This is a genomic window from Dyella halodurans, from assembly GCF_026283925.1.
Taxonomy (GTDB): Bacteria; Pseudomonadota; Gammaproteobacteria; order Xanthomonadales; family Rhodanobacteraceae; genus Dyella; species Dyella halodurans.
Genome location: NZ_JAPDPF010000016.1, coordinates 1 through 18,399, shown reverse-complemented (window position 1 = coordinate 18,399; position 18,399 = coordinate 1). Strand labels below are relative to the sequence as shown.

21 protein-coding genes and 1 pseudogene are annotated in these 18,399 nt (G+C 60.4%); 13 read left to right on the top strand and 9 right to left on the bottom strand.

Annotated features, from left to right (window positions below; all coding sequences use genetic code 11):
- The first annotated feature begins 72 nt into the window (after nt 1-72).
- A complete protein-coding gene (locus tag OUZ49_RS20535; RefSeq protein WP_266152492.1) occupies nt 73-498 on the top strand; it encodes a hypothetical protein in 426 nt (141 codons plus the stop codon).
- 41 nt (nt 499-539) lie between these two features.
- Here OUZ49_RS20535 and OUZ49_RS20530 read toward each other — a convergent pair whose 3' ends face one another.
- Complete coding sequence (locus OUZ49_RS20530) at nt 540-1,454, bottom strand: AraC family transcriptional regulator (protein WP_266152491.1); 915 nt, start codon at nt 1,452-1,454, stop codon at nt 540-542.
- Nucleotides 1,455-1,552: 98 nt separating this feature from the next.
- Here OUZ49_RS20530 and OUZ49_RS20525 point away from each other — a divergent pair, with 98 nt between their 5' ends.
- Nucleotides 1,553-2,296: an SDR family oxidoreductase gene (locus tag OUZ49_RS20525; protein WP_266152490.1), complete on the top strand. Its 744-nt coding sequence runs from the start codon at nt 1,553-1,555 to the stop codon at nt 2,294-2,296.
- Nucleotides 2,297-2,522: 226 nt separating this feature from the next.
- On the opposite strand, the gene OUZ49_RS20520 is transcribed toward OUZ49_RS20525, so the two are convergent.
- Nucleotides 2,523-3,482: an SDR family NAD(P)-dependent oxidoreductase gene (locus tag OUZ49_RS20520; RefSeq protein WP_266152489.1), complete on the bottom strand. Its 960-nt coding sequence runs from the start codon at nt 3,480-3,482 to the stop codon at nt 2,523-2,525.
- A gap of 219 nt (nt 3,483-3,701) precedes the next feature.
- The gene (locus tag OUZ49_RS20515) at nt 3,702-4,721 is read right to left on the bottom strand and encodes an alpha/beta fold hydrolase (protein WP_266152488.1); all 1,020 of its coding nucleotides are present in this window, start codon (nt 4,719-4,721) and stop codon (nt 3,702-3,704) included.
- 484 nt (nt 4,722-5,205) lie between these two features.
- Between OUZ49_RS20515 and OUZ49_RS20510 the strand changes: the two genes are divergently transcribed.
- The gene (locus OUZ49_RS20510) at nt 5,206-5,880 is read left to right on the top strand and encodes a hypothetical protein (protein WP_266152487.1); all 675 of its coding nucleotides are present in this window, start codon (nt 5,206-5,208) and stop codon (nt 5,878-5,880) included.
- Between the two features lie 186 nt (nt 5,881-6,066).
- On the opposite strand, the gene OUZ49_RS20505 is transcribed toward OUZ49_RS20510, so the two are convergent.
- A complete protein-coding gene (locus OUZ49_RS20505; protein ID WP_266152486.1) occupies nt 6,067-6,489 on the bottom strand; it encodes a carboxymuconolactone decarboxylase family protein in 423 nt (140 codons plus the stop codon).
- 125 nt (nt 6,490-6,614) lie between these two features.
- On the opposite strand from OUZ49_RS20505, the gene OUZ49_RS20500 reads away from it, so the two are divergent.
- Nucleotides 6,615-7,559: a LysR family transcriptional regulator gene (locus OUZ49_RS20500; protein ID WP_266152485.1), complete on the top strand. Its 945-nt coding sequence runs from the start codon at nt 6,615-6,617 to the stop codon at nt 7,557-7,559.
- A 276-nt stretch (nt 7,560-7,835) separates the two neighbouring features.
- Here the strand turns inward: OUZ49_RS20500 and OUZ49_RS20495 are convergent, their stop codons facing one another.
- On the bottom strand, nt 7,836-8,588 hold the full coding sequence (locus tag OUZ49_RS20495) for a hypothetical protein (protein ID WP_266152484.1): 753 nt from the start codon (nt 8,586-8,588) through the stop codon (nt 7,836-7,838).
- A gap of 607 nt (nt 8,589-9,195) precedes the next feature.
- Entirely contained in the window at nt 9,196-9,696 is a 501-nt protein-coding gene (locus OUZ49_RS20490; RefSeq protein WP_266152483.1) for an OsmC family protein, read from the bottom strand.
- A gap of 45 nt (nt 9,697-9,741) precedes the next feature.
- Between OUZ49_RS20490 and OUZ49_RS20485 the strand changes: the two genes are divergently transcribed.
- Together OUZ49_RS20485 and OUZ49_RS20480 are read left to right on the top strand one after the other, a co-directional pair.
- Nucleotides 9,742-10,365, top strand: coding sequence for a GntR family transcriptional regulator (locus OUZ49_RS20485; protein WP_266152482.1), 624 nt, complete (start codon nt 9,742-9,744; stop codon nt 10,363-10,365).
- A gap of 145 nt (nt 10,366-10,510) precedes the next feature.
- Nucleotides 10,511-11,062 carry a GNAT family N-acetyltransferase gene (locus OUZ49_RS20480; RefSeq protein WP_266152481.1) on the top strand — a complete coding sequence of 184 codons (552 nt, stop codon included), beginning with the start codon at nt 10,511-10,513 and terminating at the stop codon, nt 11,060-11,062.
- 205 nt (nt 11,063-11,267) lie between these two features.
- Here OUZ49_RS20480 and OUZ49_RS20475 read toward each other — a convergent pair whose 3' ends face one another.
- On the bottom strand, nt 11,268-11,732 hold the full coding sequence (locus OUZ49_RS20475; protein ID WP_266152480.1) for a hypothetical protein: 465 nt from the start codon (nt 11,730-11,732) through the stop codon (nt 11,268-11,270).
- Nucleotides 11,733-12,366: 634 nt separating this feature from the next.
- On the opposite strand from OUZ49_RS20475, the gene OUZ49_RS20470 reads away from it, so the two are divergent.
- The 4 genes from OUZ49_RS20470 (at nt 12,367) to OUZ49_RS20455 (ending at nt 14,687) form a co-directional block, all read left to right on the top strand.
- The gene (locus OUZ49_RS20470; RefSeq protein WP_266152479.1) at nt 12,367-12,810 is read left to right on the top strand and encodes a hypothetical protein; all 444 of its coding nucleotides are present in this window, start codon (nt 12,367-12,369) and stop codon (nt 12,808-12,810) included.
- A gap of 183 nt (nt 12,811-12,993) precedes the next feature.
- The gene (locus OUZ49_RS20465; protein WP_266152477.1) at nt 12,994-13,515 is read left to right on the top strand and encodes a hypothetical protein; all 522 of its coding nucleotides are present in this window, start codon (nt 12,994-12,996) and stop codon (nt 13,513-13,515) included.
- 116 nt (nt 13,516-13,631) lie between these two features.
- Nucleotides 13,632-14,123, top strand: coding sequence for a hypothetical protein (locus OUZ49_RS20460; RefSeq protein WP_266152476.1), 492 nt, complete (start codon nt 13,632-13,634; stop codon nt 14,121-14,123).
- Between the two features lie 207 nt (nt 14,124-14,330).
- Nucleotides 14,331-14,687, top strand: coding sequence for a DUF1428 domain-containing protein (locus tag OUZ49_RS20455; RefSeq protein WP_266152475.1), 357 nt, complete (start codon nt 14,331-14,333; stop codon nt 14,685-14,687).
- Between the two features lie 269 nt (nt 14,688-14,956).
- On the opposite strand, the gene OUZ49_RS20450 is transcribed toward OUZ49_RS20455, so the two are convergent.
- Complete coding sequence (locus OUZ49_RS20450) at nt 14,957-15,853, bottom strand: SDR family oxidoreductase (RefSeq protein WP_266152474.1); 897 nt, start codon at nt 15,851-15,853, stop codon at nt 14,957-14,959.
- Nucleotides 15,854-15,951: 98 nt separating this feature from the next.
- Between OUZ49_RS20450 and OUZ49_RS20445 the strand changes: the two genes are divergently transcribed.
- The 3 genes from OUZ49_RS20445 to OUZ49_RS20435 all read left to right on the top strand — a co-directional run bounded on the left by OUZ49_RS20445 (nt 15,952) and on the right by OUZ49_RS20435 (nt 18,011).
- The gene (locus tag OUZ49_RS20445; protein ID WP_266152473.1) at nt 15,952-16,788 is read left to right on the top strand and encodes a helix-turn-helix transcriptional regulator; all 837 of its coding nucleotides are present in this window, start codon (nt 15,952-15,954) and stop codon (nt 16,786-16,788) included.
- A gap of 185 nt (nt 16,789-16,973) precedes the next feature.
- Complete coding sequence (locus OUZ49_RS20440; RefSeq protein ID WP_266152472.1) at nt 16,974-17,600, top strand: cytochrome P460 family protein; 627 nt, start codon at nt 16,974-16,976, stop codon at nt 17,598-17,600.
- An 87-nt stretch (nt 17,601-17,687) separates the two neighbouring features.
- Nucleotides 17,688-18,011 carry a hypothetical protein gene (locus OUZ49_RS20435; protein WP_266152471.1) on the top strand — a complete coding sequence of 108 codons (324 nt, stop codon included), beginning with the start codon at nt 17,688-17,690 and terminating at the stop codon, nt 18,009-18,011.
- A gap of 270 nt (nt 18,012-18,281) precedes the next feature.
- On the opposite strand, the pseudogene OUZ49_RS21000 reads toward OUZ49_RS20435, so the two are convergent.
- A pseudogene (locus tag OUZ49_RS21000) lies at nt 18,282-18,399 on the bottom strand (IS30 family transposase); the annotation flags it as partial.

Sequence of the window (18,399 nt, the reverse complement as noted above, 5' to 3'; positions counted from 1 at the left end):
TGCCCTAGATCACGCGACTAGGGCCGATGAAGCGGACATTACAAATCTTGGAATACTGGCGACAGGGGATTTATGCGCTGGGCAAAGATCATTGGTCTGTTGGTTTCCGGGTCCATAGTCGGTGGCTTGCTGTCCGGTTACGTCGTGTTTGAGTACATGAAGCAGTTCGGTATCGACTGGGACCGGTGGGCTTCTTCGCAATACGACGAACTAAAGGCGAGCGATGCACTCGGTACAGTTGCAGCGCTAAGTAAGATGCGCGCTGGCAACATCGACGGCGCTCGAGGAGTTTTGGAGTGGCGCTTGACTGGCGAGATTCCCGAGTTGGCGGCGATGAAGAGGGCTGGCCGTGATCCTGGTGGCTATACAACCAAGGCCATTACTGCGATCAGGGAGGACAGACGGGCGAATCCGTGGGCCAGCGGCAACCAAGAGCTGGACAAGCTTACGTCGGACGCCTTGGGTGGTGTGACTAATGCGTCAGGGCAGGCGCACTAGTCGGGTATGGTGTCTGCTTCCGACCCAGAGCAGGCATGGCTTTAAGTGTGTTGTGATTCCAACTGCTCTTGCGCATACCGCGTTGGCGGAAGCCCGACATGGCGGGTGAATGCGACGCTGAACGTACTTGCAGAACTGTAGCCGACGCGCGCCGCCACTTCGGCGATGCCTCCTTCTTTGCGCCGCAGCAGGTTCTTTGCCAAGGCCATGCGCCAAGCGAGCAGATATTCCATCGGGGCAACGCCCACCGCGCGGCCGAATCGTTCAAAGAACGCTGAGCGAGAGAGGGCTGCCTCTTTGGCCAGCTGTGCAACTGTCCAAGGCCGGGTCGGACTCTCGTGCATTTGTCGTAGCGCGAACGCGAGGCGTTCGTCGGCAAGGCCACGCATGAGGCCCGGTGAAGCCGCCGGTCCCGCCGAAGAGCGTAGGGCCTCTATGAAGAGAACTTCCAGGAGGCGTGCCAGGATGACATCACGCGCGGGCCGCAGGTCGCGAGATTCGTCTCCCACAAGCTGCACGATGGTCGTCAGCCTCCTCTCGCCGCGAACGTGCATGAGTTGGGGGAGAAGCGACACCAGCAAGGCGGCGTCCGGCGAACCAAAGACGCAGTAGCCAATGAGCAGTCGAACGTCGTGCGATCCGCATTGAATGCCGAGTCTGAATTCGCCGTGGGATAGCGCAACGGGCGGGGTGTCGAAATCCTCCGGTGTTGCCGGCGTGAGGCTCGACATTGTGAAGCCGTCGGCGGAGGGAATAAGGACAAAGTCTCCCTCTTGGAGGTCGATCGGCTCGTGTCCGTCGACCGCAAGGCGGCAGGACCCCTCAAGGATCACACAGTAGAAAGGCCGCCCGGCCTCTGACCGGCGAACACCCCAACGACCGGCGCCGCTGACGATCTTGGAGAACGGCGCGCTCGGCTGGAGCAGCGTGACCACTTCGGCGAGCGGGTCGGCCATAACCGGACTCCTGCAAACGAAACGTGGACTTTTAATTGTAGTGGGTCCGGTGTCGGTGATCTATCGTTCCAACGTCGCAGACCACTCCAGGAGTCCCCATGAAAACCGTCCTGATAACCGGATGCTCGTCCGGGTTCGGCCTCAAGACCGCCCAATATTTCCTCGATCGCGATTGGAGGGTCATCGCGACGATGCGCCAGCCACGCAAGGGCGGTCTTCCCCCTTCAGAGCGTTTGCGCGAGCTTGCCCTCGACGTCACCGACCCTGAGAGCGTCCGTCAGGCCGTGCAGGCTGCGGGGCCGATCGATGTTCTGGTCAATAACGCGGGAATCGGCGTGCTGAGTGCCCTGGAAGGCACCCCAATGGAGACGGCCCGCGAGGTCTTCGAGACGAACACCCTGGGTACGGTGGCGATGACCCAGGCCGTCCTGCCTCAGTTCAGGCAGCGAAAGGCCGGCGTCATCGTCAACGTGACATCGAGCGTGACTTTGAAGGCGCTTCCTTTGCTTTCCGTCTACACCGCAAGCAAGGCGGCAGTGAACGCGTTCACAGAGTCTCTTGCGCTGGAGCTCCATCCGTTCAATGTGCGAGTGCGTCTCGTGCTTCCCGGACGGGCGCCAGAGACCCGCTTCGGCGAAAACGCCCAGCCGCGGATGCAGGGTGGCATCCCCGAGGCCTATGCCGGCCTGGCACAGAGCGTCTTCGCGGATTGGGCGAAGTCGACAGTCGTCACCCGGGCGATGGACGTGGCGGAAGCGGTGTGGCGTGCGGCGACCGACCCTTTGTGCCCCGTTCGACTGGCGGCTGGTGCTGACGCGGAGGCGTTGGCCGAGCTGGGTTGAACCCAAAGTCCATCCCCTGGCAGGGACGTCGTGGCCCCTCATCGCTCTGAATTCTCAAGTGGGGCGCCACGCGTCCCCGTGTGGCTCATGCGGTAAGGCAGACCCATGGCGCGACGGGCCACAATTCCCGCGACTAGTGGTCGCCCAGCGCAACGAAGTCTTCCCGCAGGAGTGCGTTCATTGTCTTCCGGGGTGTCTGCTTCTGACTGCGGATTCAGCGGCCCCCCTACGCAGACACCGCCGGAACCGGCGGCATGGATCCTGCGCCGAAGTCGGCCGAATTACTGACATCCCGCCAAAGCTCGGCCTCGCTGGATCGATGACCTTCGACCATGGCGTAGTAGTCACGCGCGCTGCTGCCGATGAGGAGATGCGCCGGCACCCGCTCGGCATCGGCCAGGCAAAGCACGATCTGTGCGATACGAGCGGGATCGATGGGTTCGTTACCCCACAGACCCTCCATGGACTTGATGGCGGCACCGACAGACAGCTCATAGTCCGGCAGCATGGCGGGTCGCTGCCGAGTCGCGCGTGTGCCCCAGTTCGTACGAATAGCCGCGGGCTCGAGCGCGACCACCTTGACCCCGAAAGGTGCGGTCTCCTGGGCCAGGCTTTCGGTGAACCCACTCACCGCCCATTTCGCCGCGTGATACGAGGCCGAGCCGGGGGTGCCGATGCGTCCGCCCACGGAGGAGATCTGCATGATCGTTCCGCTACGCTGCGTGCGCATCACCGGCAGTGCGGCACGCGTCAGATTGATGACACCATAGAAGACCGTATCCACCAGTGTCTTGAAATCAGACGAGCTGGTTTCCTCAAAAGGCCGAACGTCACCATAGCCGGCGTTGTTTACAAGCACATCCAGGCGTCCAAAATGCTCAACGGCCAAAGCGACGGACGCCTCTGCCTGGGCTTCATCAGTGACGTCGAGTTGCGTGGTCAGGATGTTCGCGCCGTATCGATCGCACAACTCCGCGAGCGGGGCCGTGTTGCGCGCCGTGGCGAGAACCTTGTGGCCGGCCGCGCAGGCCGCCTCGACGATGTCACGGCCTAAACCGCTTGCACTTCCCGTTACCAGCCAAACTTTAGACATGAAATGCTCCATTGCATGCCCGAGAGGGCAGGCATTTAGTGATGTTTGAGAGACGCCGTGAAGCCTTTCGGCAGCGGCTTTTGTGGTGGCCATGGAGCCATCGTCACGTTGGCGGGCCGCCTGTTGGGGCCGCGACGTGCTTCTTCGTGAGGTCCATAAGCAGGCCGAGCAGTGGCTGGCGAACTACCACGGCGACAGCCCTTGTAACGGACTCGGTGAGTTAGCGCTCACCGAGCCTTGAATCCCGAACGATCCGGCCGCCTTTGGGTCAAAGTGGCACCGAATGACAGGAGGCCGACCGTTCGATCCGTGCTACAGGTGATCGGCATCGATCACGGCCTGGGTGAACGCCTGCGGTGCTTCTTCCGGCAGGTTATGGCCGATGCCTCCGGTCACCAGGCGGAACTGATACTTGCCGGTGAATTTCTTGGCATAAGCCTCCGGCTGGGGATGCGGGGCGCCATTCGCGTCACCCTCCAGGGCGATCGTCGGCACCGTGATAGGCGGGAGTTGCGCAAGCCTCTTTTCCAGAGGTTCGTATTTCGCCTCACCCTTGGCCAGGTCCAGGCGCCAGCGATAGTTATGGATGGCTATGGCAACCTGATCCGGATTGTTCAGTGCTGCCGCGCTGCGCTCAAAGGTGGCGTCATCAAAATTCCACTTCGGCGAGGCCAGCTGCCAAATCAGCCTGGCAAAGTCGTGGCGATTTTTGTCGTAGCCGAGGCGACCGCGCTCGGTGGCAAAGTAAAACTGATACCACCACTGCAGTTCGGCCTTGGGCGGCAATGGGGTATCGCCGGATTCCTGGCCGCCGATGAGGTAGCCGCTCACGGTCACCAAGGCTTTCACGCGTTCCGGCCACAGGGTCGCGACAATGTCCGCCGAGCGTGCACCCCAGTCGAAGCCACCGAGCACCGCATGCTTGATCTGCAGGGCATCCATGAAGTCGACGACATCCCTGGCCACGGCGGCAGGCTCACCATTGCGCATGGTGCTGTCGGACAGGAATCGGGTGTCGCCGTAGCCACGTGTATAGGGGACAAGTACGCGATAACCCTTCGCCGCCAGCGCGGGTGCGACGTCTACGAAGCTGTGGATGTCATAGGGCCATCCGTGCAGAAGAATCACCACGGGGCCATGGGCTGGGCCCATTTCGGCATAAGCGACGTCCAGGACGCCGGCGTGGACATGCTTCAGCGGGCCCCAGGGATCTTGCGATGCGGTGGGCGATAGGGACGGCTGAGTCGACTGGCCTTCGGCGTGCGTCACCGAAACAAGGCTGGCCAGGCTGAAGACCGAGGCGGCGGCAAGTGCCAAGTACGTATGTTTCATGGTTGTCTTCTTGAATGCGTGCGTGGCTAAAGGGGCGGAGTTCAAAGCGTAGAGACGCTTGCCTTGAGGAGGCGATGGCGGTCACCGTGGAATCGGCCTTTACGGCCTCCGGCGGCGGACGACTTGCCGGCCTGGCGGTTGGGCAGGGTGGGTTTACGGGTCGGGTGTCTGGCAGCCCTCAGTGGGTGGGGAGGCTTTGGCCTGTGTGCATAGGAAACCGCGGCAACGTATCCCGGCTGTGTCCTGACAGGCGCCAAAAAGTAATCCAACGTGTCACGATCAGGCCCTGAAACATTTCGATACAAAGTCACCGCCGGAGATGGGGCGGTGCGTGATCAGTAAGGGGCGGCCGCTGTCCTCTGAGCCTGTTGCGGCAGGGGAGCTACGGGCACACTATTTCGGCGAGCGATCAGCCTGTCCGCTTCCGACCGCGGATTTAGCCGGTCGTTGAGTGCATGGAACAGCAGATAAGGACATCATTTACTTGAAGCCAGGCCCCCACATCCCAAGCCTCTGGCGAGAACTCGTCGCCATCCTCATGCGCAAACGGCGGCCCAGCGTCCAGGCCGCTGCGGGCTACCCGGCGGGCAAATCGTTTTCGATCGCCAATGGTCCGGTAACCAGCATTCTTGTGCCGATCGTGCTCATTGGGCTTGTCGGCGATATTCCGCTTTCCTTCGTTGTCGTGGCTTTGGCCCATGCGAGCCATCCCATGGTCATCCACGCTGTCATTGCGGTGACTTACCTATTGAGTCTTGGTTGGGCGTTGGCCGTTCGGAGCACGCTGCGATCCATGCCTCATGTGGTCAGTAGTAATGCCCTTTGGATTGGCGGATGCGTACGTGTTTCAGGTGTTATTCCCAAGGTCGCCATTGCAAGATGTATGCATTTGCGGGCCCCGCGATTGGCATGGATGAGGGAGCAAGGCATAAGTCGTAACGACGTTCTCCTGACGAGTGGCTTTGACCCACCCAACGTTGCCGTGGAGATCAAGCCAGACGCGTCCGGCATGGTGAGAATAAGCAACCGACAGGGGCTCATGCCTGCGCGTCGCTGGATACTGCTTTACGCCGACAGCCCGGTCGGGTTGATGGAAGCTACGCGAGCCTGCGAGGCGAATTCAGCAGGGTCAACCGCCGCGATGGCAGATGTTCGGTGATTGTTCGACGCGTCCGCTTCCGACCCAAGGCCGACATTTCGCCGTCAGGGCTGGACGGAATGGCCGGCAGCCATGTGTTTGCCCTGACCGGCCGCAAGGACCGGTCGCCAAACCATTGCGGCCGCTTATCCAAGATCACGCAGCGCAACGTCGAACCGTTCCGGAGTGGCGCTTGAATGGGGGCGTTTAGCCTTCTGGCCGCCCGCTGCTTCCTGATGCCTCGCTGACGCCGACGCCGTTCAGAATGTCTTTTACCGCGACCAGCGCATTGCGAACCGAGGCCCCGCCTGCATAGAAAAGCAGCTGCAGGATGGTCTCGATGATTTGCTCCCGCGTCGCTCCGGCCCGCAGTGCCGCCTGGGTATGCGCACGCAGCTGTAGCACCGGATGACCCAGCGTGACGCAGGAGGCAATGACCACCAATTCGCGCGTCACCCTGTCGAGACCTGGGCGGCTGGCAACGCCGCCCAAGGCCCACTCGATGGACATGCTGGCGAAGTCCGGGCACAGCCCGTCCATGTCGCTGATCAGTGCATCCGCCGCGCCATCGCCGAACATTTGCTCCAGATAAGCCATGCCGCGGGGGCGTAGTTCCTGGTTGGGAATCAAGGCACATCTCCTTTGTCAGTCGAGTCGCATGGCCGGTAGCGGCCATGGGGCAAACCTTAATTCCATAGTCATATTCGGATAAATGCCGATATGCTTCGGACTTCCGATAGCCACAATTTGGAATCATGGACAGATTGGAAAACATGGCCGTCTTTGTCCGGGTGGTAGAGCGCGGCAGCTTCGTCGCCGCTGCCGAGGATTTTCGGATCTCGCCAGCCATGGCCGGCGTGCATGTGCGCGCGCTGGAGCAGCGCCTTGGGGCGCGGCTGATCAATCGCACCACGCGCCGGCACAGCCTGACGGAAATCGGTCGTCTCTATTACGAGCGCTGCAAGCAGATCCTGGCTGACATCACCGATGCGGAAGCCAGTGCCGCCCAACTCAAGGCGCGACCGCGGGGACGCCTCAGGCTTGCGACGCCGGTGTCTTTCGGTGTGCACGCGCTGGCACCGTCCTGTCGGGACTACATCGCCGAGAACCCCGAGGTCTCCATCGATTTCGTGGTGAGCGACCGTCCGGTCGACCTGCTGGAAGAAGGCATTGACGTCGCGATACGGATTGGAGAACTGGACGACTCCTCCATGATCGCGCGACCACTAAGGCCGTACGGCTCCCTCATCTGTGCTGCGCCGGATTACCTGGATCGACACGGCGTGCCGCTGCTGCCGTCGGACTTATCGGGTCACCGCTGCCTGGGGTTCGCCCACCCGATCGCTTCGAAGGAATGGACGCTGCGCGGCCCCGAAGGAGCGATTCGTATCCCCGTTACCCTCGCGCTGACGGCCAATAACGGCGAAGCGCTGCGCATGGCTGCACTGAGCGGGCTTGGCATCATCATGCAGCCCGAAATCCTGCTCGGCGACGACATCCGCGCCGGGCGCCTCGTGCCGTTACTGGAGGATTTCCTTCCCCGGCCTCGGCCGATGCATGTCCTGACCTTTCCCGACCGAAAGCCAACCCCGAAAATTCGCAGTTTCGTGGACTTCCTCGTTGCCCGTTTCGGTGAGCCGGGCCGCCATCAGCACGCCGCTTCACCCGAGCAGTTGGCAACGACGATGGATTCGCCGTAGGTCAGGCTCCACGGTCGCGTTCGATGCGATGCGGACCTCATGTCGGACATCGATGGGTCATCGAGAGGCGGCGTGCGCACTTGGCCGTCCATGGCATGACCGACCATGGAGGCCCCGGGAGCCCAGCGCGTCACTTCTTCGTTCGCACCGCGCATGGGATGCGAAGCCGCAGGCTGAGTGGAGCCTCAGCCCTCGGAACGTATCGCGACAACGCGCCCAACGGGATCCAGACGCTCTCTGCCTACGACCGCTGGCGTGGCAAGACGCATTCTCCCTCTAGTGCGGCGATACGGAGGTGCAGAAGGCGGCATCGTGGCACGTCACCCACGCGCTATGGCCCGGGTAGTCGATGGTCAGCGTCAGGTGCTTGAAAACATTGCCGCCCAACGCACCCTCCGGCGCGCGATCCATTTCCGCGGCCATCACGGTGTGAAAAGCGGCGACCGGGCGCTCGGTGAACCAGATCGGGCCCATGCGTGTCCCGGCCCATTCGATGAATGGCACGCGGATCAGGCGCATGGCATGCGTGGGGCCAAACAGCGTGTCCCCTTGCTCGATCACGGGCCAGTCCGGATGGCGCTGTTGCCAGCGTTCGAACATGGCGGTCGTGATATAGCTGGTAGCGCCGATGTCGTTAACCGTGCCATCGCCCGTAGCCGCGATCGTGGCCTGCGTCGGTTGGCTGGTTGCACCGGTATCGAGCAGCATGTCGATGTGTTCGCCGTCCACCTTCATGGTGAGGCGCGGGAACCCGCGTTGGACCCCGGAGGGTAGCTTGCCGAAACCCAGTGGCGCCTGCTTGGCGTCGCGTGCCGGCCGCCACGATGCACTCTCATGTCGTAGTTGCTGGGCGGGGTAGTCGAAGGTCCAGATGCCTTGCGTCGATAGATAGTTGGCGCCAACTATGCCGTCCATCTGGAACGTATCGCGCTGCCCGTGCAGGATCGAGCGGGGTAGAAGCGCGATGCCATGACAAGGCCCCTTGGGTGCAGGCAGGCCAGGGCCAGCAAAAGTCGGCGGTTGGAACATCTCGATGCTCTCCTCGCCGACATGGCAGGTCCCTGCTCTGGGCACCCGTGGATCAGGCGTGCTCCACAACCAATAAGTCCATGCCCCGCCGCCGCCCGTGTCCACCACCAGCCGTAGCACGCGGCCATCAGCCAGTCGAGGTGTCGCAAAAACATGACCGGCTTCGAATACAGAGGGCACCGTCGTGCCGGCAAGGATGCAGCCGGACCATCCTATGGCCATCGCGCCCAGCACTCTTGAATACCGCGTCGTCGTCCGTTGCATCGTGTACTCCATGCGAATGGTTGGGGTGTGCACCACGGTGCTCCAGGTGTGCACCGGGCACTTGTGTCAACGGGGGAGTGACCTGTGGCGGTATCAGAAGCGGCGGGAAGGTCCCGGTGACCGAAGCCAAGCGATTCGACAGCATGCACCGCTTGTCACGGGCGCTAATTTCCCATGGTCTTAATTGATCCGTGTGCCAAGCTCAAAGACGTCAGGATGCTGTCTTCAGGCTCCATGCCACGTGCACAGTCAAAGCGAAGTCTGAGTCGCATGATTTAGCCTGGGTGTCCATTCCCGCCGCGAGGCAGACGGCGCACCGCGCACTGGCGTTCTGTTCCGTCGATCAAACTTCGACATAGGTCGCCTCATAGCTGATCGGAAAATTGACCGATCTTGCGATGAAGCAGAACTGATGCACTTCATGATGCAGCGAGTCCGCCTTGGCGAGGTCCGCGCCGCGTTGCACGGCGATCCTTGGTCGGAGCACGGCCTTGATGAAACGTCCCTCGCCGCGCGATCCGGTCTCGCCAACCCCAAGCGGGGTGTCCTGATAATTTTTCACGACGATCCTGGCGCTGCTCGCCAGGTGTAAATACCAGAGCATGTGACAGGCCGAGAGGCTCGCCAGAAGCAGATCCTCCGGGTTGGGTTTGGAGGGATCGCCTCCCAGCATCGGGTCGTTCGAGCATTCAATAAGTGCCTTGCCAGGCGTTGCAATGCGCCAGGTGCGGTCATAGCCCCGATAGCTCTTCGTTCCCTCGCCGCGATCGCCCGTCCAGACGATGTCCGCCGTGAAGTCGTGGTTCTTGGCCATCTGCCGCCCTTGAAGCGTGAATGTATACATGTATACACTTCGCCTATAGCGAACGCAATTGCGAGGGGTGCCCCTATGACGCCGGAAACGATAGCCCGCGAATTGCGAGGTGAGCTGATGGCAGGGGTTCTGCGCCCCGGAACTGATCTTTCTCAGGTCGAGCTTGCCCAGCGATTCGGCGTCAGCAGGATTCCCATTCGGGATGCGTTGCGCATCCTAGCTGGCGAGGGGCTGGTTGAAATCGAGGCCAATCGGGGCGCCAGAGCCATTAGCCTGACGCCCGACGAAGTTCGCGAGATATATGACTTGCGCACCCTGTTGGAGTGCGACTGCCTTCGGCGAGCCGCGGCAGCGATGACGCCGGCAGCGCTCGAGGAGATCGAGCGCGTGCGCCTTAAGTCCGACCTGGACGCCGTGGGCGCCGAGTGGGCAGATGGCGACTGGGCGTTTCACCGGACGATCTACCAATTCGCAGGACGGCGGCGACAGCTCGTCATGATCGAAGCCCTGCGTCGGACGTGTCTGCTGTTCGTCAGCGCGTACGCCACCATGCCGACAAAGACACCTCGTTGGCTGGGCGAACATGACGACATCGTGAGGCATCTGCGTCGGGGCGAAACCGAGCAGGCCGTTCTGGGTCTTAAGGGGCACCTGGAAGGCGCAGCCACACATCTGCTTGCGCACATGATGGCATCGTAGGGCCAAGCGGGCCGCCTGGATGAAGCGTGGGAATTATCCGGGGCGGCTAAGTTCCGCTTTCCACCCAGAGCGAACCTCTCGGCACTCTTTGGCGAAAAGCAACGTGGCATAGTCTCCAGGCTTCCATCGCAATGACCTTTATTGAATGAGCGACTTTCCATACCTCGAAACCGAACGCCTGCTCTTACGTGAGATTGTGGCGCCAGATGCACAGGATGTTTTTGCCATCCGTAGCGATCAACTGGGGATGCGCTGGTTTGGTGCAGACCCGCTAACCTCAATTCAAGAGGCGCAAAAGTTGATCGATGTATACGCAGGGTGGCGCCAACTGCCGAATCCTGGAACGCGTTGGGGTATCCAACAAAAGGACGACCACCGATTCCTTGGTTCGTGCGGCCTTTTCAAGTGGAATCGCTCATGGAAGAGTTGCGTCATAGGGTACGAGCTTGCCTCCCTTGTACGGGGGCAGGGTTTTATGTTTGAGGCGCTATCTACCATTTTGGAGTGGGGCTTCGAAAACATGGGCCTCAATCGCGTTGAAGCACAGGTTCACCCGGATAACCTCGCTTCCATCAAGCTTCTTTCGAAATTAGGTTTCGTGCAGGAAGGTCGCATGCGTGAAGCAGGGTTTTGGCTTGGCAGCCATCATGACTTGCAACAATTTGCACTTCTTCGCCGGGACTTCTTGATTCGGTAACTTCGGGGATGGCATGGCGGTTGCGGACCTGAAGCGTGGGGCGCAGGATCCGCTTCCGACCCGGCGCGGACCTATCCATCAACGGCCATCCAGGATTACTCCCTTAGCTCGCCATCCGGAAAAGGGATACGCATTATCGGCGCAGGGTAGGGGCCGGGCGTCCCACGTGTCTCATCAAACCAGCTCATGATGCTGGCGGGTCTTGCTAGACCAGGTCGCTGCCACGCAGTACGTCGATCGGCGCCGCCCGTTCGTGACCGGAGATCAAAAGGTGCTCGGGAAATCTTGAGTCTATCGCTCTGGCACAGGCCTCGAAGTTCTCGATGGTCTCCCATACGTTAATTCGCTTGCCATCGCTTCCCCAGAGGGTGATCCGTCCAATGTCATCGCCTTGGACATACTTTGCCCGCACAACATCGGTGAATTCCATTTTCTTGGGGAAAAAGGCGCCCGCCCGTATGGATGTCGCGTCGAGAATGATGCGAAAACGGTAGAGATATATGCAGAACAGGGTGACGGCGAGGAAGTACGCTGCAAGGGCCAGCTTTCCAGCGAACAGATTCGTGAGGCTTGGCTGCGCTGCCATCAGGAAGCCTGGCGCATAGAGGCCAATGAGGCAAAACAGCGGCGTGCCCCTGGGCCACCGGTATGTCGAGTATTCGTCCATCATCAAGCCTGTGTTTCGTGCCGTGGCCATGACTTCGAAGGGTCATCGCTCACGCCATCATTCGCCGTGTCCCAGAACGTGTGCGTAGTGCTCGGTGCCTAGGGGAATCGCTCCACCGGCTCCTTCTGCGCCCGCCGTTCAGACCTCTGAGAAGGGAGTATTCGCCGGCAACTTCCGTTTTGGAAATAACAAAGTGGCCGGGGAATGTAACGCTCGTGTATAAGCGGATCCCTGGTCGATTCAGCTGGCGAACGCACCGTTACTCCCCATGCGCTGCGCAAGTTGGTGCGCCTTTGCCCCCGAAAGGGCGAGGAATAGGATTAGCGCTTGAAGCCGCGGCCATTAGCCTGCACGCTCCACCTGGGGATTCAGGGGGGAACGCCGGGAAAGCGAATGAAGCGCCGGTACTCGGATCTGTTTTCGGTTGCCGGCGTCTTGGTGGCTTACTCGGTGACGATCAGGCTGGCCATGCACTCGAGCCCGGTCGAGAGCCTGATCGGCGGTGCAAAAATAAGGGGTCAAGAGGGGAGACGTCCGCTTTCGACCCACAAGGGAACTTTTGCGGACGTTCCATTGAAAAATCGAATAACCGGACGTGCGCGTCCGTCAATTAGATAGTCAGACTGGGAAACTCGAGATGGATTACGCATTGGCGATTGCGGAGCTGCTCTCGCGTCACGGTTTCCGCCGCTTCATGATGTCTCGGACCCCAGTTGGACACCTGACGCTAGTCGGGCACCTCGACGGCCGGCCAGTCGACATCGTGCTCGACACCGGGGCGTCCAAGACCTTCGTTGAATTGAGCTATTGTCGTTCCGAAGGAATTGCCGTGACCGACACTGGACAGCCCGGGCATGGGGGCAACGTTTACACGCTGGGGGATGTTCGGTTGACTCTCGAAGGGCTGCCAGTCCGGACCGATGGCATATTCGCGATTGATATGACCAGCACCAACCAAAGGCTGATCATGAAGGGGGTTGACCCCATCCGCGCCGTCATAGGGCAGGATGTCCTGCGCTACCATCAGGCCGTGATCGACTATGCGACGTTGGCTCTTTTCCTCAAGGAGGAGCCCGCCTAACCATGCGCTCGGGCGGACCGCGCGGGATGAAGTTTCCGGTGCAAACATACGTTACGTACCGCACTGCCGCTTAGCTTACGGGGTGTTTCCACACAGCCTGGACCCAAAGCCGACATCCGCTATCGTGGCTATGTTCCATGAGGCAGGACACCACCATGGCTTTACATTCGACAAGGACTTCCCATGTATCAGCTCAAGTTCGTTACTTTCCTTGCCGGCCTGATTCTTTGCTCTTACACATACGCAAGCGGCGTAAATACGCCGGCGCCTGCGGAGGATGCGACGAATCCTGCGGCATCTCCTTGTAATGCCGGAGCATTGGCGATAGCCAGGTTCGAGCTCAGGGTTGTCCAGGACGGCAAGACCGAGGCCGATCTCATGGCGAGCCCCAGCGTGTGTGGCCCCGGCGCCCGGATAGGAATCCACCATATTCCTTCGGTAGCTATCGACAGCCGACAAGTTGATCCCTCCAACGCATTGGATGTTGAGTTGTCGATTGAACCAGTAGGGCGCCCAGGTCCATTTCTCGTATCGCTCGAAACCAGGCATCTGGACACGAACCATCCAATCCAAACCGCTCCCGGCATGGCGACTGCAAATGTGGCAACGCGTTCTTGGAGTGGCGTGGTGTCCTTGAAGCCGGGCGAAGAGCTGACAATTCTCAAAGATGGCGGACAAATCGCTACGGTGCGCCGCGTTCAATGAACATCACTCGGGCGGCCCGGGCGAGTCGTTTTGACAAACCCCAGGAACGTCCGCTTCCAGCCCATAACGGACCTTTAAGAGACTGTCCGCCGCTTCCATACGAGCAAAGTACAGCGATGTCAGATCAACATTCGTTTGTGGCGCCAACAGTGCTTGTAAAAGATCAGTTCGCTGACGGACACCACGTCGTAACCAGTGTCGCCGGTTCGCTTCATCCTTACGATGATGCGCTCGCACCAGCGGCCTTATACGACCCGGAAACTGAGCGTATCGAAGCGTTTCCCCTTCATAAGCTAGTAGGGGGTGATGGGGACCTTTGGACGTTTCGCAGCTATGGGCGAGAAGTGCCGATGATATCGATCGTCGGCCAGAGCTACGTATTTCGCCCCTGGTGGACGCGACGTACGTGGGATCTGGTGAGGGATGCCAGTCGAGTCTGGACCAAAGCAACCTATCCTCAAGATGGCTCGCACGTACATTGCGAGATCACATTCGCCCAGATCGGCGCTGGCGAGAACGTCACTGCCTATATGAGCGACAGGGCATGGATCACCTCCGAGGCTTACGAGCGATTCATCCGTAGGGACGAGTTTCACTGCCGCGAGTAGGCTGGTTGAGCAGACTCTAAGGTCCGCTTCCGAACCGAATCGGACCTATAGTAGGCAGACACGGGCCTGGCCTCCGGCAGTCTGTCGAGTGCCGACTATTTCCACGATGGGAACCGGCGCCCGGCCCCGTGTCGATCCCGCAAGCACTCGTTCGTCACCTACATGAAGGCGACCACGCCGGCCGCCCTTTCCGCGAAGGAGATAGTCATGTCCTACATCGACGGTTTCGTGATCGCCGTACCCGACGCCAACCGCGAGCAATTCATCGAGCACGCCCGTACCCTTGACCCCATTTTTCTGGAGATCGGCGCTATCCGGGTAGTGGAGTGTTGGGGCGACGACGTGCCTGACGGCACGCTCACCGATTTCCGCCGCGCCGTGCAGGCGAAGCAGGGCGAATCCGTGGTGTTCTCCTGGGTGGAATGGCCCGACAAGGCCACCCGCGATGCCGGCATGGCGAAACTCATGGAAGATCCGCGCATGCCAGCCCCCAGCGACATGCCCTTCGATGGCAAGCGCATGATCTTTGGCGGCTTCACACCCGTGGTCAGCCTGCCTGGCTAGGGCGGCCCTGTTTTCCACGTCATCCCAGCGAGGCGCTTTTCAACAGCGGAGCTGGTCAAGCATTTCCCTGATGGACGGCGGACCTCAACGAGCCATCCTCCGCGAACGCGAGCCGAACGCTGAATTTCCGCTCCCAACAGCGGGTTCAGCCGGTCGTCGCAACACCCCTGCTGCTTGCGCAGTCTTCAGTGTGTTGCAATGACCGGCTGAATCCGCAACCCAAGGCGGACATGGCAATCGCTGCCGCGACTTTGAAGGAGGCCGACGGTTCAGCGGTCGCCGGAATAATCCATCCGCCTGAGATCGTCCAGCAGCCCTGGGCCGCCCGGATGCCATCCCAGAACCTTGCGTGTCCACGCGCTCGACGCCAATAGGTCCATGCCGACGAATCCGGCCAACCATCCGAAATGATCTCCCGCGTCACTCGGCGAGATGGACTTTACGGGCACACCCAAGCCCGCACCGATCACTTCGGCGATATCGCGAACACGAATACCCTCTTCAGCAACGGCGTGATAGCGCGTGCCCGGTTCGCATTGCTCGATCGCCAGCCGATAGAGCCGTGCCACGTCGAGCACGTGCGCAGCCGGCCAACAATTGAGCCCTTCGCCAACATAGGCCGATACACCTTTGGCGCGCGCCACGGCGATCAACGGACTGATAAGGCCTTGCTTCACCGTGTCATGCACCTGCGGAAGCCGCACGACCGACACGGCGACACCCGCCGCGAGCATCTCTGCCCCCGCGACCTCCGATGCCGACCGCGGGTTGGGATGTTCTTTATTGAAGACATCCTCAGTCGCAGGCTTGCCTGGCATGGCGCTTCCCATGCCCGTTCCCGACGTGATCAGCAGCGGACGGTCGGAACCCGCCAGCGCCGACCCCAATGCCTTGATGGCCCGTCGATCCTTCTCGCAGTTGGCGACGAAGTTGGAGAAATCGTGATCGAACGCGGTGTGGATCACGGCGTCCGCTGTGGCCGCGCCGCTGCGCAAACTGTCCAGATCTTCCAGATGACCGCGATGCACCTCAGCGCCAGCGGAGGCAAGGGCATGTGCGCCCTCATCCGATCGTGTCATGCCAAGCACGCGATGCCCGGCGGCGAGCAGTTCATGCACGATCCGGGAGCCGATAAAGCCGGTCGCACCGGTCAGGAATATGCGCATGGGGAGTCTCCAGCAGTGGCTATTGGATCTAACTTATCCGGGCGCGCATACTGGTAAAGCAGTGACATTATCAGGGTATAAGAAATAACAGGATCGCCATGTCTACACCCATAGGCAATCAGCTAGGCACCTACTTGAAAGACCGACGCAGCCGGCTCGACCCGGCTGCCTTGGGCTTCACTGGCGGGCGACGGCGCACGCCGGGCCTGCGCAGGGAAGAGGTCGCCCAACGCGCCAACATCAGCCCCACCTGGTACACCTGGTTGGAGCAGGGAAGGGGAGGAGCGCCCTCGGCCGAGGTGCTCAACCGCATCGCCAGCGGACTGATGCTGACCGAACCGGAGCGCGAACACCTCTTCATCCTCGGCCTTGGTCATCTGCCCGAAGTCCATTACAAAGCCGTTGAAGGCGTCACGCCCCGGCTGCAGCGTGTGCTCGAGGCGATGGAGGTCAGCCCCGCGATCATCAAGACCGCCCTGTGGGATGTCGTGGCCTGGAACCGCGCAGCGGCTGCTGTGCTTACGGACTACGGTGCGCTACCTCCCGCAGAGCGGAATATTCTGCGGCTGATTTTTTCCAATTCACGGGTACGCGCCGCGCAGGAAGACTGGCAAAGCGTGGCCCGGTTCGTTGTCGGCGCGTTTCGTGCAGACGCTGCGCGTGCAGGTGCTGCTGCGGAGATCGGCCAGTTCGTTGAAGAGTTGTCCCGGCTGAGTCCTGAGTTCGAAGCACTATGGCAGGCCAACGACGTCAACGCCTACGGAGAAGGCGTAAAGCGTCTGCATCATGCCGAACTGGGTCTCCTGGAGCTTGAGTTTTCCGCCTTCGCTGTTGATGGGCGGCCGGATCTGGGAATGATCGTGTACAACCCGGCGACTAGCGTGGACGAGGAGCGGATTCGCGCGTACATCAAGTCACTGGTGACGTCGAGTTAAAGGTCCGACTCCGGCCCGAACCGGACATTACTAATGACTCATTGACCGTATCAATCGGCGCCAAGAGTATGCGATGGCAACCTCGTGTTCTCAGACTCCACCCGAATACTGGATTCCGCTAAGAAGCCTAGGTCGTAGCTGTCTTGGCGTTGGAACCTCCACAATAGACAGGGAAGACAGAAGACATGGTCAAGGCGAAAGTCTTTCGCTCCTTGCTGCTTGCAATGGTATTAGCCGCGCAGACGTCAGTGGCGATCAGCGATGACTCAGTGGGATATTTACACCAACCTTCTTACACGACCGATGGCCGGTTGATTCCGCCGGCAGACTACCGGGAATGGGTGTTTCTAAGCTCGGGTCTGGACATGAGTTACAACGAAAAGGCCATGGCTTCGAGCGAGCCCGTTTTCGACAACGTCTTTGTCAATCCCGAGGCTTATCGTGCGTTCCTAAAGACTGGGACTTGGCCTGACAAGACGCAGTTTGTTCTTGAAGTGCGCGGCTCTTCTGCAAAGGGATCGATTAATCACCGCGGCCACTTTCAGAGCGGCGCGATCACTGGTATGGAAGTGCACGTTAAGGACACGTCGCGATTTCAAGGAGGTTGGGCGTTCTTCGATATCGACGGCCAATCGCCCGCTAAACAAATCCCTGTGACGCAGGCTTGCTACAGCTGTCATAGCGCACACGGCGCTGTCGACACGACCTTCGTACAGTTCTACCCGACACTCCTACCCATTGCCGAACAACACGGTACTCTCAGCTCCGCGTATCTGAAGGAACAGGCTCAAGTCGCCAATACTGTGCACTGATAAGGGTGGAAACGAGGGGTATGAAGTGCCCGCTTCCGACCCAAATCGGATCTTTCGGAAAAAGATCGTCTCACAAGGGGAAAGGTAGTGAGCTTTACGCCTGTTATCGCGCTTGGCATAGCGGCAGCGCTCAGTTACTGGTGCCTGATGCTGCTTGCGGCCATGGCTTGGGGACGCGTAACGAAGGAGCACCCCGAGTACGGCAAAGCGCTCTACACGCCCGCAATTGATCAGGCGCTATATCGGCTTGGCCCGCTTCGATGGCGAGCGCTGTTCGCTCTGCCGGTTCCATATGACGTCAAAAGCCAGATCATAGGATTGCGTGTGGCTGCAGCGGTCAATGGCCTGCTTGGCTCAGCGTTCGTACTGTGCGTGTTCTCAGCCATCTTTCGTGCCGTTCGCGGTGGTTAACCGGGTTGTTAGGCTAAGGTCCGCTTGCGACCGGCTGAAACCGCAACCCAAGGCGGATATGACGATTCCAAGAATCCAGGATCGATATATGAGACAGCTTCTCAATGTTGGCAACGAAGTGTCTTCGATCACGCCGGTGGCTTTCTACCATCTGGCCAGCCGCCATAATCGCCTCGGCGGCGTGAATCTCGATGCCTTTGAGTAAGTCTCGTCGTGAGACTGCCACGCGCCCGAATTTCCGGAGGAGTCCACTTGTTAGGAAAGGCGGTGTCAATCTAGAAGTGCATCATCGATGGCTTGGGCGAGGTCATCACGCCCCAGCGCACGCATGATCATCTCCGCAGGGCAGTGGTAGTCGAGCGTGGCTCGCGGGCGCAGGTTCATCTCC